The organism is Natrinema zhouii (assembly GCF_013456555.2).
Taxonomy (GTDB): Archaea; Halobacteriota; Halobacteria; order Halobacteriales; family Natrialbaceae; genus Natrinema; species Natrinema zhouii.
On record NZ_CP059154.1, the window covers coordinates 3,436,621 to 3,455,819 of the forward strand.

At 60.4% G+C, this 19,199-nt stretch carries 19 protein-coding genes and 2 tRNA genes; 10 read left to right on the forward strand and 11 right to left on the reverse strand.

All coding sequences use genetic code 11. The features are described 5' to 3' along the window. Nucleotides 1–35 precede the first annotated feature (35 nt). Nucleotides 36–2,303 carry a PAS domain S-box protein gene (locus HYG81_RS35845; protein WP_180840933.1) on the reverse strand — a complete coding sequence of 756 codons (2,268 nt, stop codon included), beginning with the start codon at nucleotides 2,301–2,303 and terminating at the stop codon, nucleotides 36–38. Nucleotides 2,304–2,313: 10 nt separating this feature from the next. Between HYG81_RS35845 and HYG81_RS45800 the strand changes: the two genes are divergently transcribed. Beyond that, complete coding sequence (locus HYG81_RS45800) at nucleotides 2,314–2,523, forward strand: HNH endonuclease (RefSeq protein ID WP_180840934.1); 210 nt, start codon at nucleotides 2,314–2,316, stop codon at nucleotides 2,521–2,523. Between the two features lie 154 nt (nucleotides 2,524–2,677). Further along, the gene (locus HYG81_RS35855) at nucleotides 2,678–3,556 is read left to right on the forward strand and encodes a hypothetical protein (RefSeq protein ID WP_180840935.1); all 879 of its coding nucleotides are present in this window, start codon (nucleotides 2,678–2,680) and stop codon (nucleotides 3,554–3,556) included. 42 nt (nucleotides 3,557–3,598) lie between these two features. Here the strand turns inward: HYG81_RS35855 and HYG81_RS35860 are convergent, their stop codons facing one another. Further along, nucleotides 3,599–3,745 (reverse strand): hypothetical protein, encoded by a 147-nt coding sequence (locus HYG81_RS35860; RefSeq protein WP_180840936.1) that lies wholly within the window; start codon nucleotides 3,743–3,745, stop codon nucleotides 3,599–3,601. A gap of 76 nt (nucleotides 3,746–3,821) precedes the next feature. Continuing rightward, complete coding sequence (locus HYG81_RS35865) at nucleotides 3,822–4,310, reverse strand: hypothetical protein (RefSeq protein WP_180840937.1); 489 nt, start codon at nucleotides 4,308–4,310, stop codon at nucleotides 3,822–3,824. A gap of 173 nt (nucleotides 4,311–4,483) precedes the next feature. On the opposite strand from HYG81_RS35865, the gene HYG81_RS35870 reads away from it, so the two are divergent. After that, nucleotides 4,484–4,993, forward strand: a complete 510-nt coding sequence (locus tag HYG81_RS35870; protein ID WP_180840938.1) for a hypothetical protein — start codon at nucleotides 4,484–4,486, stop codon at nucleotides 4,991–4,993. A 48-nt stretch (nucleotides 4,994–5,041) separates the two neighbouring features. On the opposite strand, the gene HYG81_RS35875 is transcribed toward HYG81_RS35870, so the two are convergent. Continuing rightward, the gene (locus tag HYG81_RS35875) at nucleotides 5,042–5,242 is read right to left on the reverse strand and encodes a hypothetical protein (RefSeq protein WP_180840939.1); all 201 of its coding nucleotides are present in this window, start codon (nucleotides 5,240–5,242) and stop codon (nucleotides 5,042–5,044) included. 75 nt (nucleotides 5,243–5,317) lie between these two features. Next, the gene (locus tag HYG81_RS35880; RefSeq protein ID WP_180840940.1) at nucleotides 5,318–6,016 is read right to left on the reverse strand and encodes a DUF8102 family protein; all 699 of its coding nucleotides are present in this window, start codon (nucleotides 6,014–6,016) and stop codon (nucleotides 5,318–5,320) included. Nucleotides 6,017–6,100: 84 nt separating this feature from the next. On the opposite strand from HYG81_RS35880, the gene HYG81_RS35885 reads away from it, so the two are divergent. Beyond that, the gene (locus tag HYG81_RS35885) at nucleotides 6,101–6,676 is read left to right on the forward strand and encodes a hypothetical protein (RefSeq protein ID WP_180840941.1); all 576 of its coding nucleotides are present in this window, start codon (nucleotides 6,101–6,103) and stop codon (nucleotides 6,674–6,676) included. Nucleotides 6,677–7,068: 392 nt separating this feature from the next. Here HYG81_RS35885 and HYG81_RS35890 read toward each other — a convergent pair. After that, nucleotides 7,069–7,140: transfer RNA gene (locus HYG81_RS35890), tRNA-Ala, on the reverse strand. A 241-nt stretch (nucleotides 7,141–7,381) separates the two neighbouring features. Here HYG81_RS35890 and HYG81_RS35895 point away from each other — a divergent pair. Together HYG81_RS35895 and HYG81_RS35900 are read left to right on the forward strand one after the other, a co-directional pair. Then, entirely contained in the window at nucleotides 7,382–8,113 is a 732-nt protein-coding gene (locus HYG81_RS35895) for a class I SAM-dependent methyltransferase (protein ID WP_180840942.1), read from the forward strand. Nucleotides 8,114–8,200: 87 nt separating this feature from the next. Next, nucleotides 8,201–8,271, forward strand: a tRNA-Gly gene (locus HYG81_RS35900). Between the two features lie 269 nt (nucleotides 8,272–8,540). Here the strand turns inward: HYG81_RS35900 and HYG81_RS35905 are convergent. Beyond that, on the reverse strand, nucleotides 8,541–8,792 hold the full coding sequence (locus HYG81_RS35905) for a hypothetical protein (RefSeq protein WP_180840943.1): 252 nt from the start codon (nucleotides 8,790–8,792) through the stop codon (nucleotides 8,541–8,543). 109 nt (nucleotides 8,793–8,901) lie between these two features. Between HYG81_RS35905 and HYG81_RS35910 the strand changes: the two genes are divergently transcribed. Next, a complete protein-coding gene (locus tag HYG81_RS35910) occupies nucleotides 8,902–10,149 on the forward strand; it encodes a sulfatase (RefSeq protein WP_180840944.1) in 1,248 nt (415 codons plus the stop codon). Between the two features lie 55 nt (nucleotides 10,150–10,204). Here HYG81_RS35910 and HYG81_RS35915 read toward each other — a convergent pair whose 3' ends face one another. From HYG81_RS35915 to HYG81_RS35925, 3 genes are all read right to left on the reverse strand, one after another. Further along, the gene (locus HYG81_RS35915; RefSeq protein ID WP_180840945.1) at nucleotides 10,205–10,975 is read right to left on the reverse strand and encodes an ABC transporter permease; all 771 of its coding nucleotides are present in this window, start codon (nucleotides 10,973–10,975) and stop codon (nucleotides 10,205–10,207) included. Then, nucleotides 10,972–12,108, reverse strand: coding sequence for an ATP-binding cassette domain-containing protein (locus tag HYG81_RS35920; protein WP_180840946.1), 1,137 nt, complete (start codon nucleotides 12,106–12,108; stop codon nucleotides 10,972–10,974). The genes HYG81_RS35915 and HYG81_RS35920 overlap by 4 nt, the downstream gene beginning before the upstream one ends. Nucleotides 12,109–12,286: 178 nt before the next feature. Further along, nucleotides 12,287–12,832: a hypothetical protein gene (locus tag HYG81_RS35925; protein ID WP_180840947.1), complete on the reverse strand. Its 546-nt coding sequence runs from the start codon at nucleotides 12,830–12,832 to the stop codon at nucleotides 12,287–12,289. A gap of 120 nt (nucleotides 12,833–12,952) precedes the next feature. Here HYG81_RS35925 and HYG81_RS35930 point away from each other — a divergent pair, with 120 nt between their 5' ends. Beyond that, on the forward strand, nucleotides 12,953–13,516 hold the full coding sequence (locus HYG81_RS35930; protein ID WP_180840948.1) for a GNAT family N-acetyltransferase: 564 nt from the start codon (nucleotides 12,953–12,955) through the stop codon (nucleotides 13,514–13,516). 208 nt (nucleotides 13,517–13,724) lie between these two features. Here HYG81_RS35930 and HYG81_RS35935 read toward each other — a convergent pair whose 3' ends face one another. After that, a complete protein-coding gene (locus HYG81_RS35935) occupies nucleotides 13,725–16,628 on the reverse strand; it encodes an MEDS domain-containing protein (RefSeq protein ID WP_180840949.1) in 2,904 nt (967 codons plus the stop codon). 303 nt (nucleotides 16,629–16,931) lie between these two features. Between HYG81_RS35935 and fen the strand changes: the two genes are divergently transcribed. Continuing rightward, nucleotides 16,932–17,909, forward strand: a complete 978-nt coding sequence (gene fen, locus HYG81_RS35940; protein WP_180840950.1) for a flap endonuclease-1 — start codon at nucleotides 16,932–16,934, stop codon at nucleotides 17,907–17,909. 113 nt (nucleotides 17,910–18,022) lie between these two features. Beyond that, on the forward strand, nucleotides 18,023–19,042 hold the full coding sequence (locus HYG81_RS35945; RefSeq protein ID WP_180840951.1) for a zinc-dependent alcohol dehydrogenase family protein: 1,020 nt from the start codon (nucleotides 18,023–18,025) through the stop codon (nucleotides 19,040–19,042). The last annotated feature ends 157 nt before the right edge of the window (nucleotides 19,043–19,199 follow it).

The window sequence follows — 19,199 nt, forward strand, 5'->3', positions numbered from 1 at the left end:
TTCCGTTTCCCGAGAACGAGGAGCGACGCAGCGTGTTACGACTCGGGGGCAGTCGACGCCGGCAGCGTGAACGAAATCGTGGTCCCGTCACCGGGTTCGGATTCGACCCAGATCTCGCCACCGACAGACTCCCGTCGCTCATCTGTCGAGCCTGGCCTCACGCTGTTCGGCCGGACGCTGTGGCGCTCGACGATGCGCCGACAGAGCGCGAGGCCGATTCCAGTGCCGGCGTGGTCCTCGTGAGTGTGGAGGCGCTGGAACACCTGAAACACGCGATCGGCGTCGTCGGAATCGATGCCGATCCCGTCGTCGCGAACCGAGACGACCCACTCCGCGTCGCGTCGGTCGGCCTCGACGCGGATCCGCGGTGGCTGCTCCCCGCTGTACTCGATGGCGTTATCGAGCAGGTTCTGGAACACCTGCCGGAGCTGGCTGGCATCGCCCTCGACGGTGGGCAGCGATTCGATCCGAATCTCCGCATCGCTCTCCTCGACCTGGAGGCGGAGGTCCTCGAGCACGTCGCCCAGCACCGTCTCGAGATCGACCGGCTCGAAGGGGTCACCGCCGGCTTCGATCCGCGAGTACTCGAGCAGGCCCTCGATCATCTCGCGCATCCGGTCGGCGCCGTCGACCGCGAACTCGATGAACTCCCGGCCGTCGTCATCGAGTTCGTCGGCGTACCGTTGCTCGATCAATCGGAGGTAACTCGAGACCATGCGCAGGGGCTCCTGGAGGTCGTGCGAGGCGGCGTAGGCGAACTGTTCGAGACGTTCGTTCGACTCCTCGAGCTTCTGTCGGTACTCCTTGCGCTCGGTGATGTCTCGGACGACGCCGACGCGCTTCTCCTGGCCGTCGTCGGTCCGGAGCGTCGCGAAGGTCCCTTCGGACGGAACGCGGTCTCCGTCCGCCGTTCGAATGGCCGCTTCCATGGCCAGGCTGGACTCGTCCGAATCGGTCGACCGAATCGTCCGCGATTGTTGGATCGTCTCCTCGTCGACGACGAGCGAGGCGTGCTCGCCGAGTAGCTCCTCGCGGTCGTAGCCGGTCAGTTCCGCATAGGCCTCGTTGACCATCGTGAACCGTCCCGCCTCGTCTTTCACGTAGATCCCGTCGTCGATCGTTTCGACGATCGTCTCGTACTTCGCCAGCTCGCGCTCGCGTTCCGTGCGCTCGGTGACGTCCTGTGCCATCGCCATCCCCGTGAAGACGTCACCCCGCTCGTCCGTGATCGGAACGATGTAGAGGATCCAGTCGCGGCCAGCGTACTCGACTTCGATCGACTGCTCGTCGCCCTCGAGCACCGCCTCGAATGCGGGGTCGATCGTGCCGGCGGTATCGCCCCAGATATCGGCGACCGAATCCCCCTCGAGATCAGCGGGCTCGAGGGGGATTCGGTCGAACCCCTGTCCGGCCGCCAGCGTGTACTCGAGGTCGTGGTCGAACAGCGTCACGATCCCGTTCGGGAAGGACTCGGTGAGCGCCCGGTAGCGGCGTTCGGTCTCCTCGAGGGAGCGCTCGTGTTCCTTTCGCTCGGTGATGTCGACCAGATAGCCCAGATAGTGCGTGATGGTGCCGCTCTCGTCGCGGACGATTTTGGTGGTATCTTTCACCCACCGAACGTCGCCGTCGCTCGTCCGGACGCGGTACGGGTCGTGGGTGAATCGCTGGGTCGTCCCGTCGCTGTTCGCCGCGACCTCTCTGGCGATTCGGTCGCGTTCGTCCTCGAGGAGCAACTCGGCGTAGGAGAGAGACCCGGACTCGAGTTCGGCCGGCGCGTAGCCGAACACGTCCTCGACGTTCGCGGAGACGTACTCGACCGGCCAGCCGTCCTCGTTCGCCCACCTGAAGACAACGGCGGGCCCCTGGGCGAACATGTCGCGCTCTTCCGCCAGGCGCTTCCGGACCCGCTCGCGCTCGGTGCTGTCGCGAACGATTCCGACGGCCCCTCGGACGGCGGCTGTCTCTATTGGACTCACGCGGACTTCACAGCACACTCGGGTTCCCTCGGCAGTCCGAACGGTGAACTCGAGCAGGTCGCTCTCGGTCGGGTCCGTGAGCGAGTGCTCGAGGGCCCCACTCTCCTCCTCGAGCAGCATGGAAATGTGTTCCTCGAGCAGTTCCTCGCGTGCGTACCCCGTGAGATCGGCGAACGCGTCGTTGACCGCGGCGAAGTGTCCGTCGGTATCGAGCTGGTAGATGCCGTCGTCGGTCGCCTCCGCGAGGGCTCGGAAACCCCGGAGTGCAGCGGCGTCGTCGGCGTCCCCCCAGAAGTTCGCATCTGCCGTCACCCGCTGATCGCTCATACTGGCGGGAATGAGCGGCAAGTCAAATAAGTCCCATGTACGGTATCGTTCTCGAGATAACTATCTCTGTCAGAACTGTTGGCGGAAGGGAGGTCATCGAGGGCCGAAGCGGTTAACTGTTTATCATATCGTCCCCAAGGAGCAACCAGAGGGGACCTGTTGGCTTACAAATCTCACAACACTCTGTATGAAATACCACGGGGCAGCTCACCGGAGTTAAACTGCTGCCGTTCTTCCCCATTCCCTCCTAACTCGTATTCTATAACCCTGTTCTCCTCTCTACGTAGGGTAAAGACGGGGAGAACCGGATTCCTCGAGCGGGAACGACAATGATACTCGAAACATGTATCAGTGACCCTTTCAGTTAAGCTGATATGAATCGTCGAACGGTGCTTTTGGGTAGCAGCACTGCACTTTCGGCACTCCTCGCGGGTTGTTCGAGTGACGAAAACAGTGACAGTAGTAACGGCAACGGTGACGGCGATGAAGGCGGCGACGGCGACGGGAACCAGAACAATCCGAGTAACGAGAGCACCGGTGAAGCAGCGTTTGAACTCGAGTCGCTGGACATGCCGGACGAGGTTGAAGTCGAACAGGAGTGGTCCTGGTCGGTGGAGATCGCGAATATTGGCGATGGTGATGGGACGTTCGAAACCACAGTATATGCGAAAGTAGCGGACACCGATTTCGGCGAAGTCGGAACCATCGAACTGGATATTCCAGCAGGAGAGACCAAGACCTACGAATCAGATGCAGGACACATCAACTACCTCACCACGAGGACATATCGCTTCGAAGCACTCGATACCGAACACGAAATTCAAGCGGTCTCTCGATCGCTTAGTTGGGGAGAATCCTACGAGAACCCGCAGGGTGTCGTCACCACAGCTCACAGCATCGAACTGCGCGATGTATACAGCTACGAGGGATGGGATGGAACGACAACAGAAGAAGCCAGCTCCGGAATGCAATGGGCGTTTCTCGAGTTCGAGGCAACGAACGAGTCTGGGTCGAAAGAGTGGGTGCCCTTTGAGGGCGATATGAATCTACTCGCCGGCAATAGCCAATATGACTACGTCTACATTTCTAAAGAGCAGGGAGCATACAAAGGTGGAGGGGTCCAAGCCGGTATCACTCGCAGTGGGTGGATTGCCTACGAAATCCCCGAGGATCTGAATGGAGATGATCTCGTAGTGGCGTACAGCGGTGATAACTTCGATGGCGAGTGGTCTGTCCGCTGGCGATCCGCATAGATCGTACACTGAGCTGCTTTTTCGACCGGTCGAATAGCTACCTTAAGAAGTATAGGGGCAAACCAGGGAGATACCGTATTTATATCTATCATCAACGGGCATGGTGATGAAGAAACTCCCTTCCCCAGCGATAAAGCCCAGAAGGAACTCCATCGTTTCTGGATCTGGTTTCTTTGAATCTGATTCCATGGCTATACCGTCAATGAAATCCCTGTTAAACGGTAGCATTAGATAAAGGAATAGTCTGACATAATAGACTGATCTACTATCGATAAAGTTCCCGACTAAAGTAGACTCGGCACCACTCTGTATCTGTGTTTCCTCGGCTCAAGATGATATTGATACCGCCTATGTGACCGTCAAAACTCCCTGGAATAGATAACGTATTTTCTATCTCTGAGATACCTTGTTCACTTAACATTGGTGCCCCAGTTTGTCCAGTAGCTAATTTCTCGTACTCATCATCAGTGAATATATCGACATTGATATCTCTCCCATTCAGTTCTTCTAATTTATAATCGAATCTTAAATTAGTCTCCATGAAAGGCTCTCTATATCGATACTCTGTATGAAAGAATATGTTTGATTGATATTTCCTAATTAGATCCTGTTTTGATGGATCTTCGGGATAATCATCATACTTGTCCTGTCTTCCGTCGCCATCTTTGTCATTTTCAGACATCATACCTACGCAACCGCTTACTGATGATATACCTACAACAGCTGCGCCAGATAGGAATTTGCGCCGATTCATAATTCCAAAACACATTAATTATATAAAATATTTTCGAATGGATGACAAGTGTGGTGTGTTTCCTACTATACTAAACGGTAACTACAGATGCATACTTATCGTGAGAGACGCTCTCTGGAATTCAGCCCAAAGACTCTTATCGTAGGTGATATTAATTACTTAATATATCTGATATGACCTCCCGCCGCACTGTTCTCAGCCTGATAGTGGTGAGTGGAATCGGAGGGATTGCCGGGTGTAGCGATGTGATTATCTCAGAGAAACCCGCGCACACCGTGAGTGTCTACATGCATAATCGAAATGGTGTCCATGATGTCACCGTCACGATCAAAGAGGATGATGGAGCAGTTGTGTTCGAACGGGATTACTTCTTTTCCGACGACAAGGGATCTCATGAGGACGCAACGTTCCCTGAGTTAACCGACCCACATACCGTCGTCGTGACTGTCGATGGAAAACAGTTCAAACAGCTGTGGCCGGAATTCAACGACCCGAACAATCGGTGTTCTAAAGGGAACTGGGAAGGTATCGAAGTCTGGATTAAAGGCGCTCCGGGGGAATCCCTGACTGTTCTTTTAACAGGCAATTGCCAACATATTACGATTGAAGAATGGAAATATCTATCAAAAGACCAAACACCATTTCTGAACGTTGTTCTATACACATCCTGTACTGAACGGTAACTAAAGTGCGAACCTCGATGAAATCGAAATCAAGAGCCGGTACTGGGGTTACTGATAGCCTCGGATGATCAACTGAACCCGATCATTACAGAGTTGCCACCCGTCATTAGTTCGTTCGACGGTGCCCAGTGCTTCTTGATCGCGAAGGGTGATCTCAACCAGATCGATGGGGATACCGGTGATATCGACAATCTCCCACTTGGTGAGGGGACCATCTGCGAGGACGTGTTCAAACGGTTCACGGGGCATGTGGGGGTGAACCACGTTTCGCTTGGATAAAGTGAGCCGTGAGGTGAAAGTGGTCGAGCAATCCACCGAAAAGCTTCAGGCGTATCGGAATAATTCGTCGTCTGGACCGACGTTGACCTCCTCTCCGGCACTGTTCTCATAGACAATTTCCGCATCATATTTCCTTAACCTCCGTCTTAGCTCGTCGACATTGCCATTTCTAAGAAAGAAGAACAATTCTTCATGAGTTGGGTCCCCGTGAACTAACTTACGCAACATCGATTCATTATCGAACTGATCCCGTTCAATATCGATGTCAACACTGATATCAGTGGGTATTTCTCCACGCTTGCCATGTGATATTTTTTCATTTTCGAGAAGTTGTCTTTCAACGTGAGCAATGTTAGTCACTAACCTATCTGCTAATTCATCTTCTAACGAAAGGTTGGCTCTCCATCCATCACCAAACCAATCTTTCCGGTTGCCAATATAATGGAACTTCAAACCCATGTGAAAGAACGGGGATGGTACCCCAGTTGCATTTCCTATATGTGGCTCATCTTCGTCTTGGCCTGACTCTAATATAGAGATGTATTCACTGGTTGGCCATGTAGCAAACATGAGAACAAGATCAAGATATGCTGCTTTGAACCGTTCTCTGATCCGATATCTGGTGTCTCGTAATTGCTGTCCATTGTCAAAGTCCTTCTTTCCCATCAAGTACTCCCGATCGCTTTTAGTCAGGATTCCTCGCTTTCGATCTGCTCGATCTATGAAGTATTCTTCTTCTGTCATGGTATCGTCGGTGTTAGCGACTACGCTATCGTTGGTACCTCCGATACTTTTAATGTTATGATCCGAACAGTCATAGTCAGAGAAATGAGCGAAACTGCACAAAGCATACATCAGGAGGTTTCTGGGACGAAATACTGTCATGATCCGCTGGTCCCAGCATCTGAATTTGCGTCGGCGCTACTACCGACGACGACGGTCCCCGATTCGAAATACATCCCGCTGGCTGAACATGGAGCTCGGCGAGCGATGAACTCCCGAGGAACGATCGAAAACCACGAGCGAGGAATCCTTGGTGAGTACGCTGTTGCCGACTTCTTCGGGGTGTCAGACGTAGTAGACACCTCGTTGTACGAAAATGGCGATCCTGGTTTCGACCTCCAGATGGGGCCATGGACCATTGACGTAAAGACCGCTGGACCCTGTTTTGATCAACCGTCTCTGATGGTCAATGCCACCAAAAATCTCTCTGCAGATTTCTACGTATTGACGCAGCAACTCTCCCAGCAACACTACCGAATCATCGGCTATGCGCCCTCGTCACGCGTGGCAATGGCACCAGTTCGCCAAATTGGCCCCCATCCTGCGGACGAGGTCTATGTATTGGACCAATACAAACTGAACCCTCTCCATGCATCAGCGAGTGATATTTTTGCCCCCTGAATTCGGCAAGCTATTTTCGTGCTGGCGGTTCATGTGTTCCGCCGCATAATCTTGTCAAGATTCAGTCCTATGCACCACAGGGTGTCTCACATATATCGCTGCTGGTGGCATGGTGATCCAGCGGATATCCTAGTCCTCATACACGTTATACTGTGAGGTTTGTCCATGTGAGTGGAGGGTGAGAAAAAGTATAGTCAGGGGTAGACTTCACTGAGTGGGTGGTGAGTCCACTGGATACAACCGCATAACGTTCCCGAGGAGGGACTCGCGACGGGTGTCAATCGCGCCGGAAGGTGTTGCCGAGAGTCGGGTTGGACTCGACCCTGTTCGGGGGTGTGATGGTGATAAAAACCGAACGACGTCGGACGAATATGCTTCGCGTCGTCGCGTCATGGACTCGCCGGGATTTGAACCCGGGGCCTCTCCCATGCCAAGGGAGTGATCTACCACTGATCTACGAGCCCTCGAGCGCATCCCTCACTTCCCCACGGGAATAGATAAACCCCTCGAATTCCTCGAGTCCCCGTCACAGTCCCGCATTCGCACAGATCACATCGCTGTGTACTTCCTCCGGTTGCGAGCATATGCTTCGGCTGGCGTTCTGCCACTGCGAACCCCGTTCGTTGCCGTCCCACCGCAGCACTCACCGACGGACGTCGGTGTCGTTGCGAACGCTTTTTGCGGATTCCCCGACGAAACCCGACGATGGCCGGGGACCAGAATCGGGAACGCGATCGAGCTCACACCCACGACGACGAGCGCACCCGCCGTGCCGACGTGCGCGACACCTACGACCGGATCGCGACCCACTTCGCGTCCACACGGGAGTACGCCTGGCCCGAAGTCGAGGCCTTCGTCGAAACCCACGCGACCGACGTCGACACCGGCGTTGGGCTCGATCTCGGCTGCGGCAACTGCCGCCACGCCGAACTCTTCGAGGCTCACCTCGAGTCGGTGATCGGCCTCGACGTCAGCCGCGGGCTGCTCGAGACGGGCCGAAAGCGCGCGCTCGAGCGCGACTTCGACGTCGAGCTGATTCAGGGAGACGCCGCCTCGCTCCCGCTGGCGGCCGACGCCGTCGATGTCGCGGTTTACGTCGCGACGTTACACCACTTGCCGACGCGGGCGGCCCGCCGGGCCAGCCTTGACGACCTCGCGCGGGTACTCGCCCCCGACGGCCGCGCACTGGTCAGCGCGTGGTCGACCGCCCACGACCGATTCGACGAGACCGAGGGATTCGATACGACGGTCGAGTGGATACTCCCCGGCGGCGAGCCGGTCGACCGATTCTACCATATCTACGCCCCCGACGAGTTCGAGGCCGATCTCACCGATAGCGATCTCGAGTTACTCGAGTGGGAACTCTCGAGCGGAAACTGTTACGCGACGGTCGCGGGCGCGGAGACGAACGACGAGCCCCGTTTCGAAGACCGCTGATTCGTGTCCACCGGCGACGCTGATCGCCAGCGGGCAGTCACGAGGAAAAGGAAGAGCCTTAAACGTGGAACGAAAATCCGAGAATGCGCGCGGATGGTCTAGTGGTAGGACCTGAGCCTTCCAAGCTCATGGCCCGGGTTCAAATCCCGGTCCGCGCATTTCTGCTGCGAGCAACTTCGCGAGCGGCAGCAATCGTACGAGGGATTTGAATTATACCGTGGTTCTGCGAACAGAATGAGCAGGTTCTCGGGAGTGGTTCAAATGCCAGTCCGCGCATTCTGTCGCAAGTAAACTCGAGAGCGAGTAGGATCGGAAACGAGATTTAAAACTACGGCCGTCTCGGGGCGTGAGCGAAGCGAACGCGACAATCTTCGAGCAGACTTCAACCGACTCGGCCCCGAACGGGGCCACCGATAGTGACGAATCGCTAACTTTCGAGGTAGCCCAGCGACTCGAGGCGCGCTTCGACTTCGTCCTGCGCTTCCCCCTCGTAGTCGTCCGTTTCGGTTTCGGCCTCGACGGTGGCCAGGACCTCTTCGACGATGAACGTCACGTACTCGGCGGCCGAGTCGAAGTCGCTTCTGGGGACTCGAGATTCGATCCGCGAGACGAGTTCCGACGGGAGTGCGATCGATTCGTGGTCGTCGCGTTCCTGCGCAACGGTCTGATTCGAAGTCATGACGCGACTATCGGAGCACGAGATAGATTATTACCCGGCGTATAAACGATTGGGACTGCCGAATACGACACCGGTATTAATCACGGTGGCCGAATAGCATCTCGACAGAATGGGCGATCAACGGAACGTTATACTACTGACTGTCGACAGTCTTCGGCTCGATTACTGTGGCTATGCGGACGACTCGTCGGGATCGATGCCGACCCTCGAGCGACTCGCCGACGAGGGACTCGCGTTCGAGAACGCGATCGCGACGGGGCCGGCGACCCACGAGTCGGCGACGACGTTCATGACGGGAGCACACGCCGTCGAGCGATCGGGGAGCACGGAGTTCACCAAGGCACAGATGCGGACCCACATCCAGTCGCACCTCCGATCGCAGCGGACGATAGCCGAGCAGCTGTCGGCGGCCGGATACGAGACAGGAGGGTTCACCGCGAATCCGTGGACCTCGAGCCACTTCGGCTTCGATGCCGGCTTCGACCACTTCGAGGACTTCATGGACGAGGACCTCTCGTCGGGGCTCATCGAGGGCGGGAAGCCGGATGACTCGATTCGCTACGCACTCGTCCAGGCCCTCAACTGGTGGCAGGGCCAGGACATGTTCATGTCGTGGGAGACGTATTACGACGAGATGACGTCGTGGCTCGAGAGCGCCGACGAGCCGTACTTCATGTGGTCGTTCCTGGTCGATCCACACCTCCCCTACATCCCAGGTGATGAGTATCGCTCGCGCTCGAGAGTGATGACGTACCTCGCGAACATGTGGATGTACGCCGGCCGACCGGACTGGTTCGACGAGCAGTTCCGCGCGGCGCTCCTGGACGCGTACGAGGACACGGTTCGACACACCGACGCGTTCCTCTCGCAGCTGCTGGACGATCTCGACGAGATGGACGAGGAGCCGCTGATCGTGATCCACGCGGATCACGGCGAACTGTTCGGCGAACACGGCCGGTACGGCCACGGCGGGTACCCGCACGAAGACCTCGCGCAGGTGCCACTGGTCGTCGCCAACGGGCCGACCGATACCGTGACGGAGCCGTTCTCCCTGCGCCGACTGCCCGAACTCGTCTCGACGCTGGCGGCGGGCGGCGACTACGAGTCGCTGACGGACCCCTGGGTGGTCACGCGGAATCGGAATCCGACGACGTGCGTTCGCGGTGCGAACTGGAAGTACGCCAGAACGCATACGGGTGACGAGCGGCTTCGCGCGCTGCCGGAGGAAGAGCCACTGGAGAACGAGGAACTGCGTGCGATCGGCCGCCAACTGGTCGACGACTGGGAAGAAGCGAAATCCGAGCGCGAACGGATCGTCGAGGCCGTCGACGACCTCCCGATCGCCGACAAGGTCTGAGCGGGCTGGACCGACGTTACGACTTTTAACTGAGTGGTAAAACGGCAGTCACTACTCAGACCGCCTCGACACGCTGGAACAGCGCCGCGCCGATCGCGACCATCGCGACCGACGAGACGACGAGCGCGCCGAGGTCGAGCCAGACGGAAAACGACGAGGTGCCGACCAGCACCCCTCGCAGTCCGTCGACCCCGTAAGTCAGCGGGTTCGCGTACGCCAGATACCGCACCGAACTCGGGAGCCCCTCGAGCGGGTACAGCGCCCCGGAAAGGAAGAAGAGCGGAAAGATGACGAACTGGACGATCAGGCCGAACCCCTCGCTGTCGCTGAACTGAGAAGCCAGCGCGATCCCGAAGCCGACGAACGTGATCGCGAGGAGCACGAGGAAGACAGCCGCGATCGGAAGCGAGAGCAGGCTCACAGGCGCGAACCCGAGCGGGATCGAGAGCCCGAGGATCAGGAGCGCCTGGACGAGCGCCGTCGTCGACCCGCCCGCGATCCGGCCGAGGACGATCGAGGTGCGACTCACGGGCGCGACGAGGATCTCCTTTAGGAAGCCGACGTCCTGATCCGCGAGGATCGAGAGGCCGGCGAACGAGGCCCCGAACAGCATCGTGAAGCCGACGATTCCGGGCACGAGGTACTGCAGATAGTCGACATCCTCCGGAAGGCCCGGGATCGCCGCGCCCTGAAACCCGAATCCCATGAAGACGAGAAACAGCAGCGGCATCGCCAGCGAGCCGATGATCCGCGACGGCGACCGGAGGAACCGTTTCGTATCGCGCAGCCAGAGCCCGTAGATCGCCTGTCCGTCGACCAGCCTCATGGCTGGTCCTCCGTGGAAACCGCGCTCGAGCGGTCGTCATCTACCTCCCCACTCGAGCGACCGCTCGAATCCATCGAATCGCTCGCAGTCTCCCCGCCTGCGCTCCCAGCGTCGCCGGACTCGAGCGCCTTCCCCTTCCGGTCACCGCTGGCCATCACGGTTCGATCCCCGCCGGCCGTCCCGTTCCGGTCGCTGCCTGCCGCCGAACGATCGGTTAGCTCGAGGAAGACGTTCTCGAGCGTCGGTTCGCGGAGATCGACCGACGAAATTCGGACGCCCGCATCGTCGGCCAGTCGAACGAGGTCGGCGATCCGCGAGTCGCCGTCGTCGACCGTAACGCGAACGCCGTCGTCGACCGCCGTGAACTCGCGGCTCCACGACTGTCCCTCGAGTCGGTCGAACAGCGCGGTCGGATCGTCGGCGCTCGCGAACTCGAGGACGACGACATCGCCGCCGAGTGTGGCTTTGAGTGCCGTCGGCGAGTCCATCGCGACGATATCGCCGTCGTCGACGATCGCCACGCGATCACAGAGGTGGTCGGCTTCCTCGATGTAGTGGGTCGTCAGGACGATCGAGACGCCGGCTTCCTCGTTCAGCCGCTGGATGTACTCCCAGGTGTCGCGGCGGGTGCGCGCGTCGAGGCCCACGGTCGGCTCGTCGAGAAAGAGGACAGCGGGTTCGTGGAGCAGCCCGCGACCGATCTCGAGACGGCGTTTCATCCCGCCGGAGTAGGTGCCAACGGGGTCGTCACGTTCGGCGGAGAGTCCGACGAGCGTGAGCACCTCGTCGATTCGCTCGGCGCGTTCGGTCCGATCCTGTCCGTACAGTCGCGAGTGAAACGCGAGGTTCTCCGCACCGGTGAGTTCCTCGTCGAGAGCGGGTTCCTGGAAGACGATTCCGAGACTGGATCGGACGGCTCCTCGTTCGGATCGAATGTCGTGACCGTTGACCGTCGCCGTGCCGGCACTCGGCGGGAGAAGCGTCACGAGCATATTGATCAGCGTGGACTTGCCCGCGCCGTTCGGTCCGAGCAGTCCGAACAGTTCGCCGCGCTCGACCGCGAACGACAGGTCGTCGACCGCGGTTACGCCGTCGAACTCCTTGGTGATACCGTCGACGTTGATCGCATTCATGGCGGGTAGCTCTACTACTGACTGGACGGTCAGTCAATAAACAGTCGTCGGTTGGGGAGATACTGTCGGCTGTCGGTCAGTATGGTGGACTCGGCGGACGGTTTCGGCGAGGCGACGGTCGGGTCGAGAAACCGATTATCGAGCGGGTGTGGTCGAGACCGATAGCCGTACGGTCCCGCTATAGCGGGGTGTCGGGATTCCGGTCGCGGAGATCGACGATCGCGGCGAAGACGGCTCCGAGGACGACGCCGAACAGCGCGTGTCCGAGCAGGCTGCCGGCGGCGGCTCCCGAGATCAGCTCGGCCCCGCTGCCGCCGACCGCATCAACCCAGACGGGGAGAACGAGCAGCGGGAGTATCGCCCAGACCGTGATCCCGTAGACGAGACCGGCTCCGATCAGCCGAAGGATGATACCGGACCGAGAGAGTACGTCGGTCTCGACGTCGGTCCGGAGCATCCCGAGGATTGAGGGGCGCGTGACGAGCAGCCCGAAGACCAGGCCGAGGACGATCCCGTGGGCGATGTGGATCCCCCAGCCGAGGAAGCCGGCGGGCTCGAGGCCGTAGATTGCGGGGATGGCCGCCTCGAGAACGTCCGGATCGAGGAGTAACATGACGATTCCGAACGCGACCGCGCCGATCGCACCGCCGAGCGCGCCGCCGACGAGCCATCCCACGTTGCCACTCAGCCCGAACGCAGCCGTCGTGTCGGATTCTCCGCTCATCGTGGGCGGGCTATCACGAACGAGTGCAAAAGTGTTCGTCACGGTCGGTGATGGGGACAGTCACCCGTCGCGGACCGTTCGAAACCGGACATTGTAGTAGGTCGCCCGTCAAGCAATCCCGTGGAGTACGAACTGCTCGGCTGGCCGCCCGACGGCCCCAAACTCCGACTCGATCACGAACGGTTCAGCTACGCCGGCAAGTTCGTCATGACGAACACTGGCAAGGCGGTGGCTCGAGCCCCCGACGGCCGGATCGTCGCAGCGGTCGCGTTCAACGAGGACCGCACCGACGCGGACACCCTGTGGCTGCGCTACGTGACCGTCGACCGAGAGCTGCGCGGTGAGGGGATCGGTCCCCGCCTCTGCCGGCTGGTCCGCGACCGCGCCGTCGAACGGGGCTATGACCGGCTTCGGATCGCCGTCAACAACCCCTTCGCCTACGAGGCGCTCTACCGGACCGGCTTCTCCTATACCGGGGAAACGACCGGCATCGCCGAACTGATCCTCGAGTATCCGACACCGGCTGACGAATCACCTGCGGACGACACGAGATGGGACGACCGGGAACGGTATCAGGCCGGTCTCGAGGAGTATCGGGACCGGGATCTCTCCGAAGCGGAAGACGCCTTTCTCGAGTCGCGGCGCGACAGCGGACCGCCCGACCTCGAATCACACGAGGAGTAAGTCATCGCGTGACCGTGTCGGTGGTGTGCCCGTGCTGGTAGCGCGCAACGGACGGGACGGTGAGCGTTCGCGGACGCGAGCGAGTCGGCCGGGGACGGGTGACAGACCCAGTTGTCGCGGACCGGTACCGTCGAGTCGGCCTCACGATATCGGAAACGAGGTGTCCCACTCAGCGGGCAGCCAACCGCGCCGGATCGATGTCTCCTTCCTACTCGCGTAGTGCGGGGAGCGTAAACGAAAACGTCGACCCCTCGCCCGGTTCGGAGTCGACCCAGATATCGCCACCGTGGCGTTCGATGATCCGCTGACAGAGCGCGAGGCCGATGCCCGTCCCCTCGTACTCCTCGCGACTGTGGAGTCGATCGAAGACGGTGAACACGCGATCCTGATCCGCCGGATCGATCCCGATCCCGTCGTCCTGTACCGAGATGACCCACTCCCGCCCTCGTCGATACGCATCGATGTGAATCCGCGGCGGTGCATCGCCGCTGTACTGGATGGCGTTATCGAGCAAGTTCTGCACGACCTGTCGTAACTGACTGGCGTCGCCCGTCACCCGCGGGAGTTGTTCGGCTGTAATCTCTGCATCAGTCTCTTCGATTTGGATCTGCAAGTCTGCGAGTACGTCGTCGAGAAGAGCGTCCAGCTCGACCGGTTCGAACGGATCGCCGCGCGTCTCGACGCGGGAGTACTCGAGCAGGCCGTCGATCATCTCGCGCATGCGGTCGGCCCCGTCGACGGCGTACGCGAGGAACTCTTCGCCGTCTTCGTCGAAGGCGTCGCCGTACCGGTTCTCGAGCAACTGGAGGTAGCTCGCGACCATCCGAAGTGGCTCTTGCAGGTCGTGGGAGGCGGCGTACGCGAACTGCTCGAGTCGCTCGTTGGATTCCTCGAGCGCTCGTTCCCGTTGGTTTCGATCGAGTTCGAATTTGATCCACTGGGCCATGAGATGGAGGAACGCCCGTTCGGCGTCCGTGAACTCCCGGTTCCGCGAGTCCGTCGACACGAAGAAGAACGTTCGGTCGGGAACGTTCTCGAGTTCGATTCGCGTTCCGAGATACGCTTCCACGCCGAACGCTTCGTACGCGAGGGTGTTTCCGAACCCGGATCGCTCGGGATCGGTGATGCCGGTCACCGTCCCGTCACCGTCAGCCGCCCGACAGTAGGTCTCCGAGAGCGGTGCCGTCGCGCCAGGCTCGAGTTGGTCGTGGTCGCCCGCCATGGCCTCCACCTCGAACGAATCGGTCGTCGGATTGACCTGTGCGAGTCCCCCGATCTCGAGATCGAACCGCTCGCGTCCTAACTCGAAGATGTCGTCCAATTTCTCGTCGAACGAACGATCGGGATCGGCGGCGATCCGGCTCAGCGTCCGTTGATACTGTTCTCGCCGCTCACGCTCGATTTCGTAGCTGACCCACTGGCCCATCAGCTCGATGAACGTGCGCTCGGTATCGGAGAACGGCCGGTCGCGCGCGTCCGTGCTTCCGAACCAGAACGTCCCGTACGGTTTCGATCCGTTCATCACCCGCGTCCCGAGGTAACTCGTCAATCCGAACTCCCGGTGGATCCGGTCGTCCTGCCAGTCGGTGCCACGCACGTCCGCCATGGCGACGGGATCGTCGGTTTCCACGGTGCGGCGGCAGAAGTGCCCGTACCCCGGGTCGGACCACAGTTCGTCCTCGGGGCCGACGCCGAGACCGACGCCCTTCTCTAATCTGAACTCACCGTCCCACGACGGCAGATGGTTCAGGCCCCCCATCTCGAGATCGAACTGCTCCCGGCCCAGCTCGAGCAACTGTTCGAGCTTCTCGTCGAAGTCGCGGTCGGGGTCGGCCGTGATCCGGTAGCTCTCGCGGAGGAACCGCTCGCGGCGCTGGCGCTCCAGTTCGTACTCGACCCACTGGCCCATCAGGTCGAGAAACGTCCGTTCGGCGTTCGAGAACCGCTCGTTGCGCGGCGTCTTGGAGGCGAAACACAGCGTTCCGTACTCCTCGCCGCCGACGTGGACGGTCGTTCCGAAGTAGGCGTCCAACCCGAACCGCTCGTAGGCGACATCGTCGGTCCAGCCCACCTCCGCCGCGTTCCGGACGGAGATCGGACCGGGTGATGCGAGCAGCTTCTCGCAGTACGTCTCGCAGAGCGAATCGGTAACGCCGGACTCGATGATCTCGTGGTCGCCGACGGCTTCCGCGATTTCGAACGTGCCGTCGTCGTTGGTTTTCGTGAAGTATCCGATCTCGAGATCGAGTCGCTCACGGCCCAGTTCCAGTAACTCCTCTATTTTCTCGTCGAAGGAGCTAGTCGAACTCGCGATCGTCTCGTACAGTTCTCGCTGATAGTGCTCGCGGGTCTCGATCGTCGCCTGCGCGTCGGTTCGATCGACCAGCGTCGCTAACTTCCGGTCAAGTTCGCGCGATGGCCGGTCGGGGCCGAAGTACTCCTCGGGGGGCGTGTAGTAGAAGTTCTGACAGATTGTGGTGTCGTCGTAGACGAGAAACGGGTGGGTATTGAGAACGTCGTGGAGGATGTCTGCCGGAAACCGGTTGCGGTTGTACTGACAGAGGACGGTGTACTCCGACCCGTCGTACAGCGGGTTGAGCAGTTCCTCATACTCGCAGAGGTGATCGAAGTCCGTGTCGTCGGCCTCAAGCGCCCACGTCATCTCGGCGGTGGCTCTGAGCCCCGCAAACTCGTTGGCAGTCGCATCGTCGAGCGTCTCTTCCCAGAAATCCAACATCGCCTCGCAGTCGAACTCGCCGGTTCGGCGGTAGGTCTCTCCCTCCGTGAATACCGAGAGCGCTCCCGACTCGAGAGCGGTATCAACGTCGATACCGCGAGTCCGCATCGCCTCGAGGACCTCGTCTACGGTGTTGTCATCGGCGACGTAGACGCACCGCTCACCCTGTTCGAGACCTTCCTGGATGAACGGGATAACCGTCGCGAACTGCTCGGTATGATCCTCGTAGAGAAGCGCGAAGTGGTCGTTTGCTTCGTGTCCGTCGGTCGGTTCGATGGGACCACGAGTCTCGAAACCCGATTGCAGCGTTTTGAATCTGCTCTCGGGGGTAGACGCGGCGTGGTGATCGGGGCGGTCTGGTATGCGTTTACTCATGAGTTCCGTCCAAGCGGTGGAAATTCGGCACCGGATCGTTGACTTCGATATAATTCGAGGTCGCTTCTCGCGTTCCGGTTAGTATTCGTCAATCGGACGGAAGAGAGCAACGGTAAAAAGAGCACCGCAGATAGATTCCGCCAAAACGGGTCGTGAAAGTACGCCCCTAGAAGAGCCCAGAATCGCAACGAGACGGTCGCCGATGCCCGCTGCGGGAGGGACGTCACCGGAACCGATCGTTCGGGAGGCCACGACGAACTGGAAGCCAACGATTCAAATCCCAGTCCGCCCAACTACCTCCCAATGGGTAACGCTGCACTGCGGGATATCGCCGTCATCGAGGAGATTCCCTTCGACGATATCGAAGGCGTCGTTGCCGTGGACGCACATAACTGGCTCTACCGGTACCTGACCACGACGGTCAAGTGGACCGACAGCGACACGTACACGACCGGCGACGGAACCGAGGTCGCGAACCTGGTCGGGATCGTCCAGGGACTCCCCAAGTTCTTCGAAAACGACGTGACGCCGGTGATGGTCTTCGACGGCGGCCCCTCGGAACTCAAAGACGACGAGATCGAATCCCGCCGCGAACAGCGACGGAGCTACGAGGACCAACTCGAGACCGCCCGCGAGGAGGGCGACGCGGTTGCCATCGCACAACTCGAGTCCCGCACGCAGCGGCTGACGCAGACGATTCAGGAGACGAGCCGAGAGCTCCTTCGGCTCCTTGACGTGCCGATCGTCGAAGCGCCGGCAGAGGGGGAAGCCCAGGCCGCTCACATGGTCAAGCGGGGCGACGCCGACTACGTCGGCTCGGAGGACTACGACGCCCTCCTCTTTGGCTCTCCGCTGACGCTCCGCCAACTGACGAGCAAGGGCGACCCCGAGCTGATGGACCTCGAGGCCACCCTCGACCACCACGAGCTGACCCTCGAGCAGCTGATCGACGCGGCGATCCTCATCGGGACGGACTTCAACGAGGGCGTCTCCGGCATCGGCCCGAAGACGGCGATCAAAGCGATCACCGAACACGGCGACCTCTGGAGCGTCCTCGAGGCCCGCGGCGCACACATCGAGTACGGCGACCGCGTGAGACAGCTGTTCCGCGATCCGAACGTGACCGACGACTACGAGTTCGACGCGGCCGTCGATCCGGACCTCGAGGCCGCGAAGTCGTACGTGACCGACGAGTGGGGCGTCGACGCCGACGAGGTCGAACGCGGCTTCGAGCGCATCGAGGAGAGCGTCACGCAGACGGGGCTGGACCGCTGGACGTAGCTCGTCGGACAGTACTCGGCGATCGATCGAACCCGTGCTCGCTAATTCTGCTAGAGCCAGCAAAACGGTCGCCGGGCGCCAGACCGAAGTCCGGCACGGCCCGTTCTCCGATGATGAAGGCCTACGAAGTGCAGGAAGCCACGAGCGAGTACGACGGAATCGTCGAAGTAGAGCGCGAACGACCCGCGCCGGATGACGACGAAGCGCTCGTCCGGATGCACGCGGCCTCGCTCAACTACCGCGATCTGGCCATCGCGAACGACGAACTCACCTATCCGGGCGCGGCGCTGCCGGTCGTGCCGCTCTCGGACGGTGCCGGCGAGGTCGTCGCGGTCGGCGACGACGTCGAGCGGCTCTCGGAGGGCGACCGCATCGCGACCCCGTTCGCCCCCGACTGGATCGAGGGAGAGGGGACGCGCGAGAAGATGGCGCGGACGACCGGCGGCAACGTCGACGGCGCGCTGGCCGAGTTCACGACCTTCCCCGCCGAAAGCCTGGCAATCCTGCCCGACCATCTCTCGTTCGAACAGGGTGCGACGCTCTCGTGTGCAGGCCTTACCGCGTGGCGCGCGCTCGTCGAGGACGGCGGTCTCACCGCCGGCGAGACGGTGCTCGCGCTCGGGACCGGCGGCGTCTCGACGTTCGCGCTCCAGTTCGCGACGATGCAGGGGGCCGAAGCGGTCGTCACCTCTTCGAGCGACGACAAACTCGAGCGGGCCCGCGACCTCGGCGCATCGGAGACGCTCAATTACGAGGAAAACACCAATTGGGGCGAATTCGTCCAGGAGCGGACCGACGGCGGCGTCGACCACGTCGTCGAGGTCGGCGGCCCGGGAACGCTCGAGCGGTCGCTCGAGGCGGCCGCGGTCAACGGACACGTCCACCTCATCGGGGTGCTCGCGGGGCATGAGGGGCAGGTCCATCCGGGACCGATGCTCCACAAGGCGCTGACCGTCGAGGGCGTGATGGGCGTCGGCAGTCGCGCGATGTTCGACCGGATGAATCGGGCCATGGCCGCCACCGAGATGGAGCCCGTGATCGACCGAACCTTCGATTTCGGCGAGACGCGCGAGGCCTACCGGTACGTCGAGGTCGGCGAGCACCAGGGGAAGGTCGTGATTTCGATCGAGTAGGGTACGCTCGAGCGCCCCGATCGGACGCCGTGCTCGAGACGGGCTGAGAGGACTCGAACACCGTGGCCGTGAGCGGGACTCCGAGCAACGCGAGGTGTCCGCTCACCGGGGAAGGGCAGGCTGTTCACCGAAACCCACTGCGAGCGAGTGAAACGAG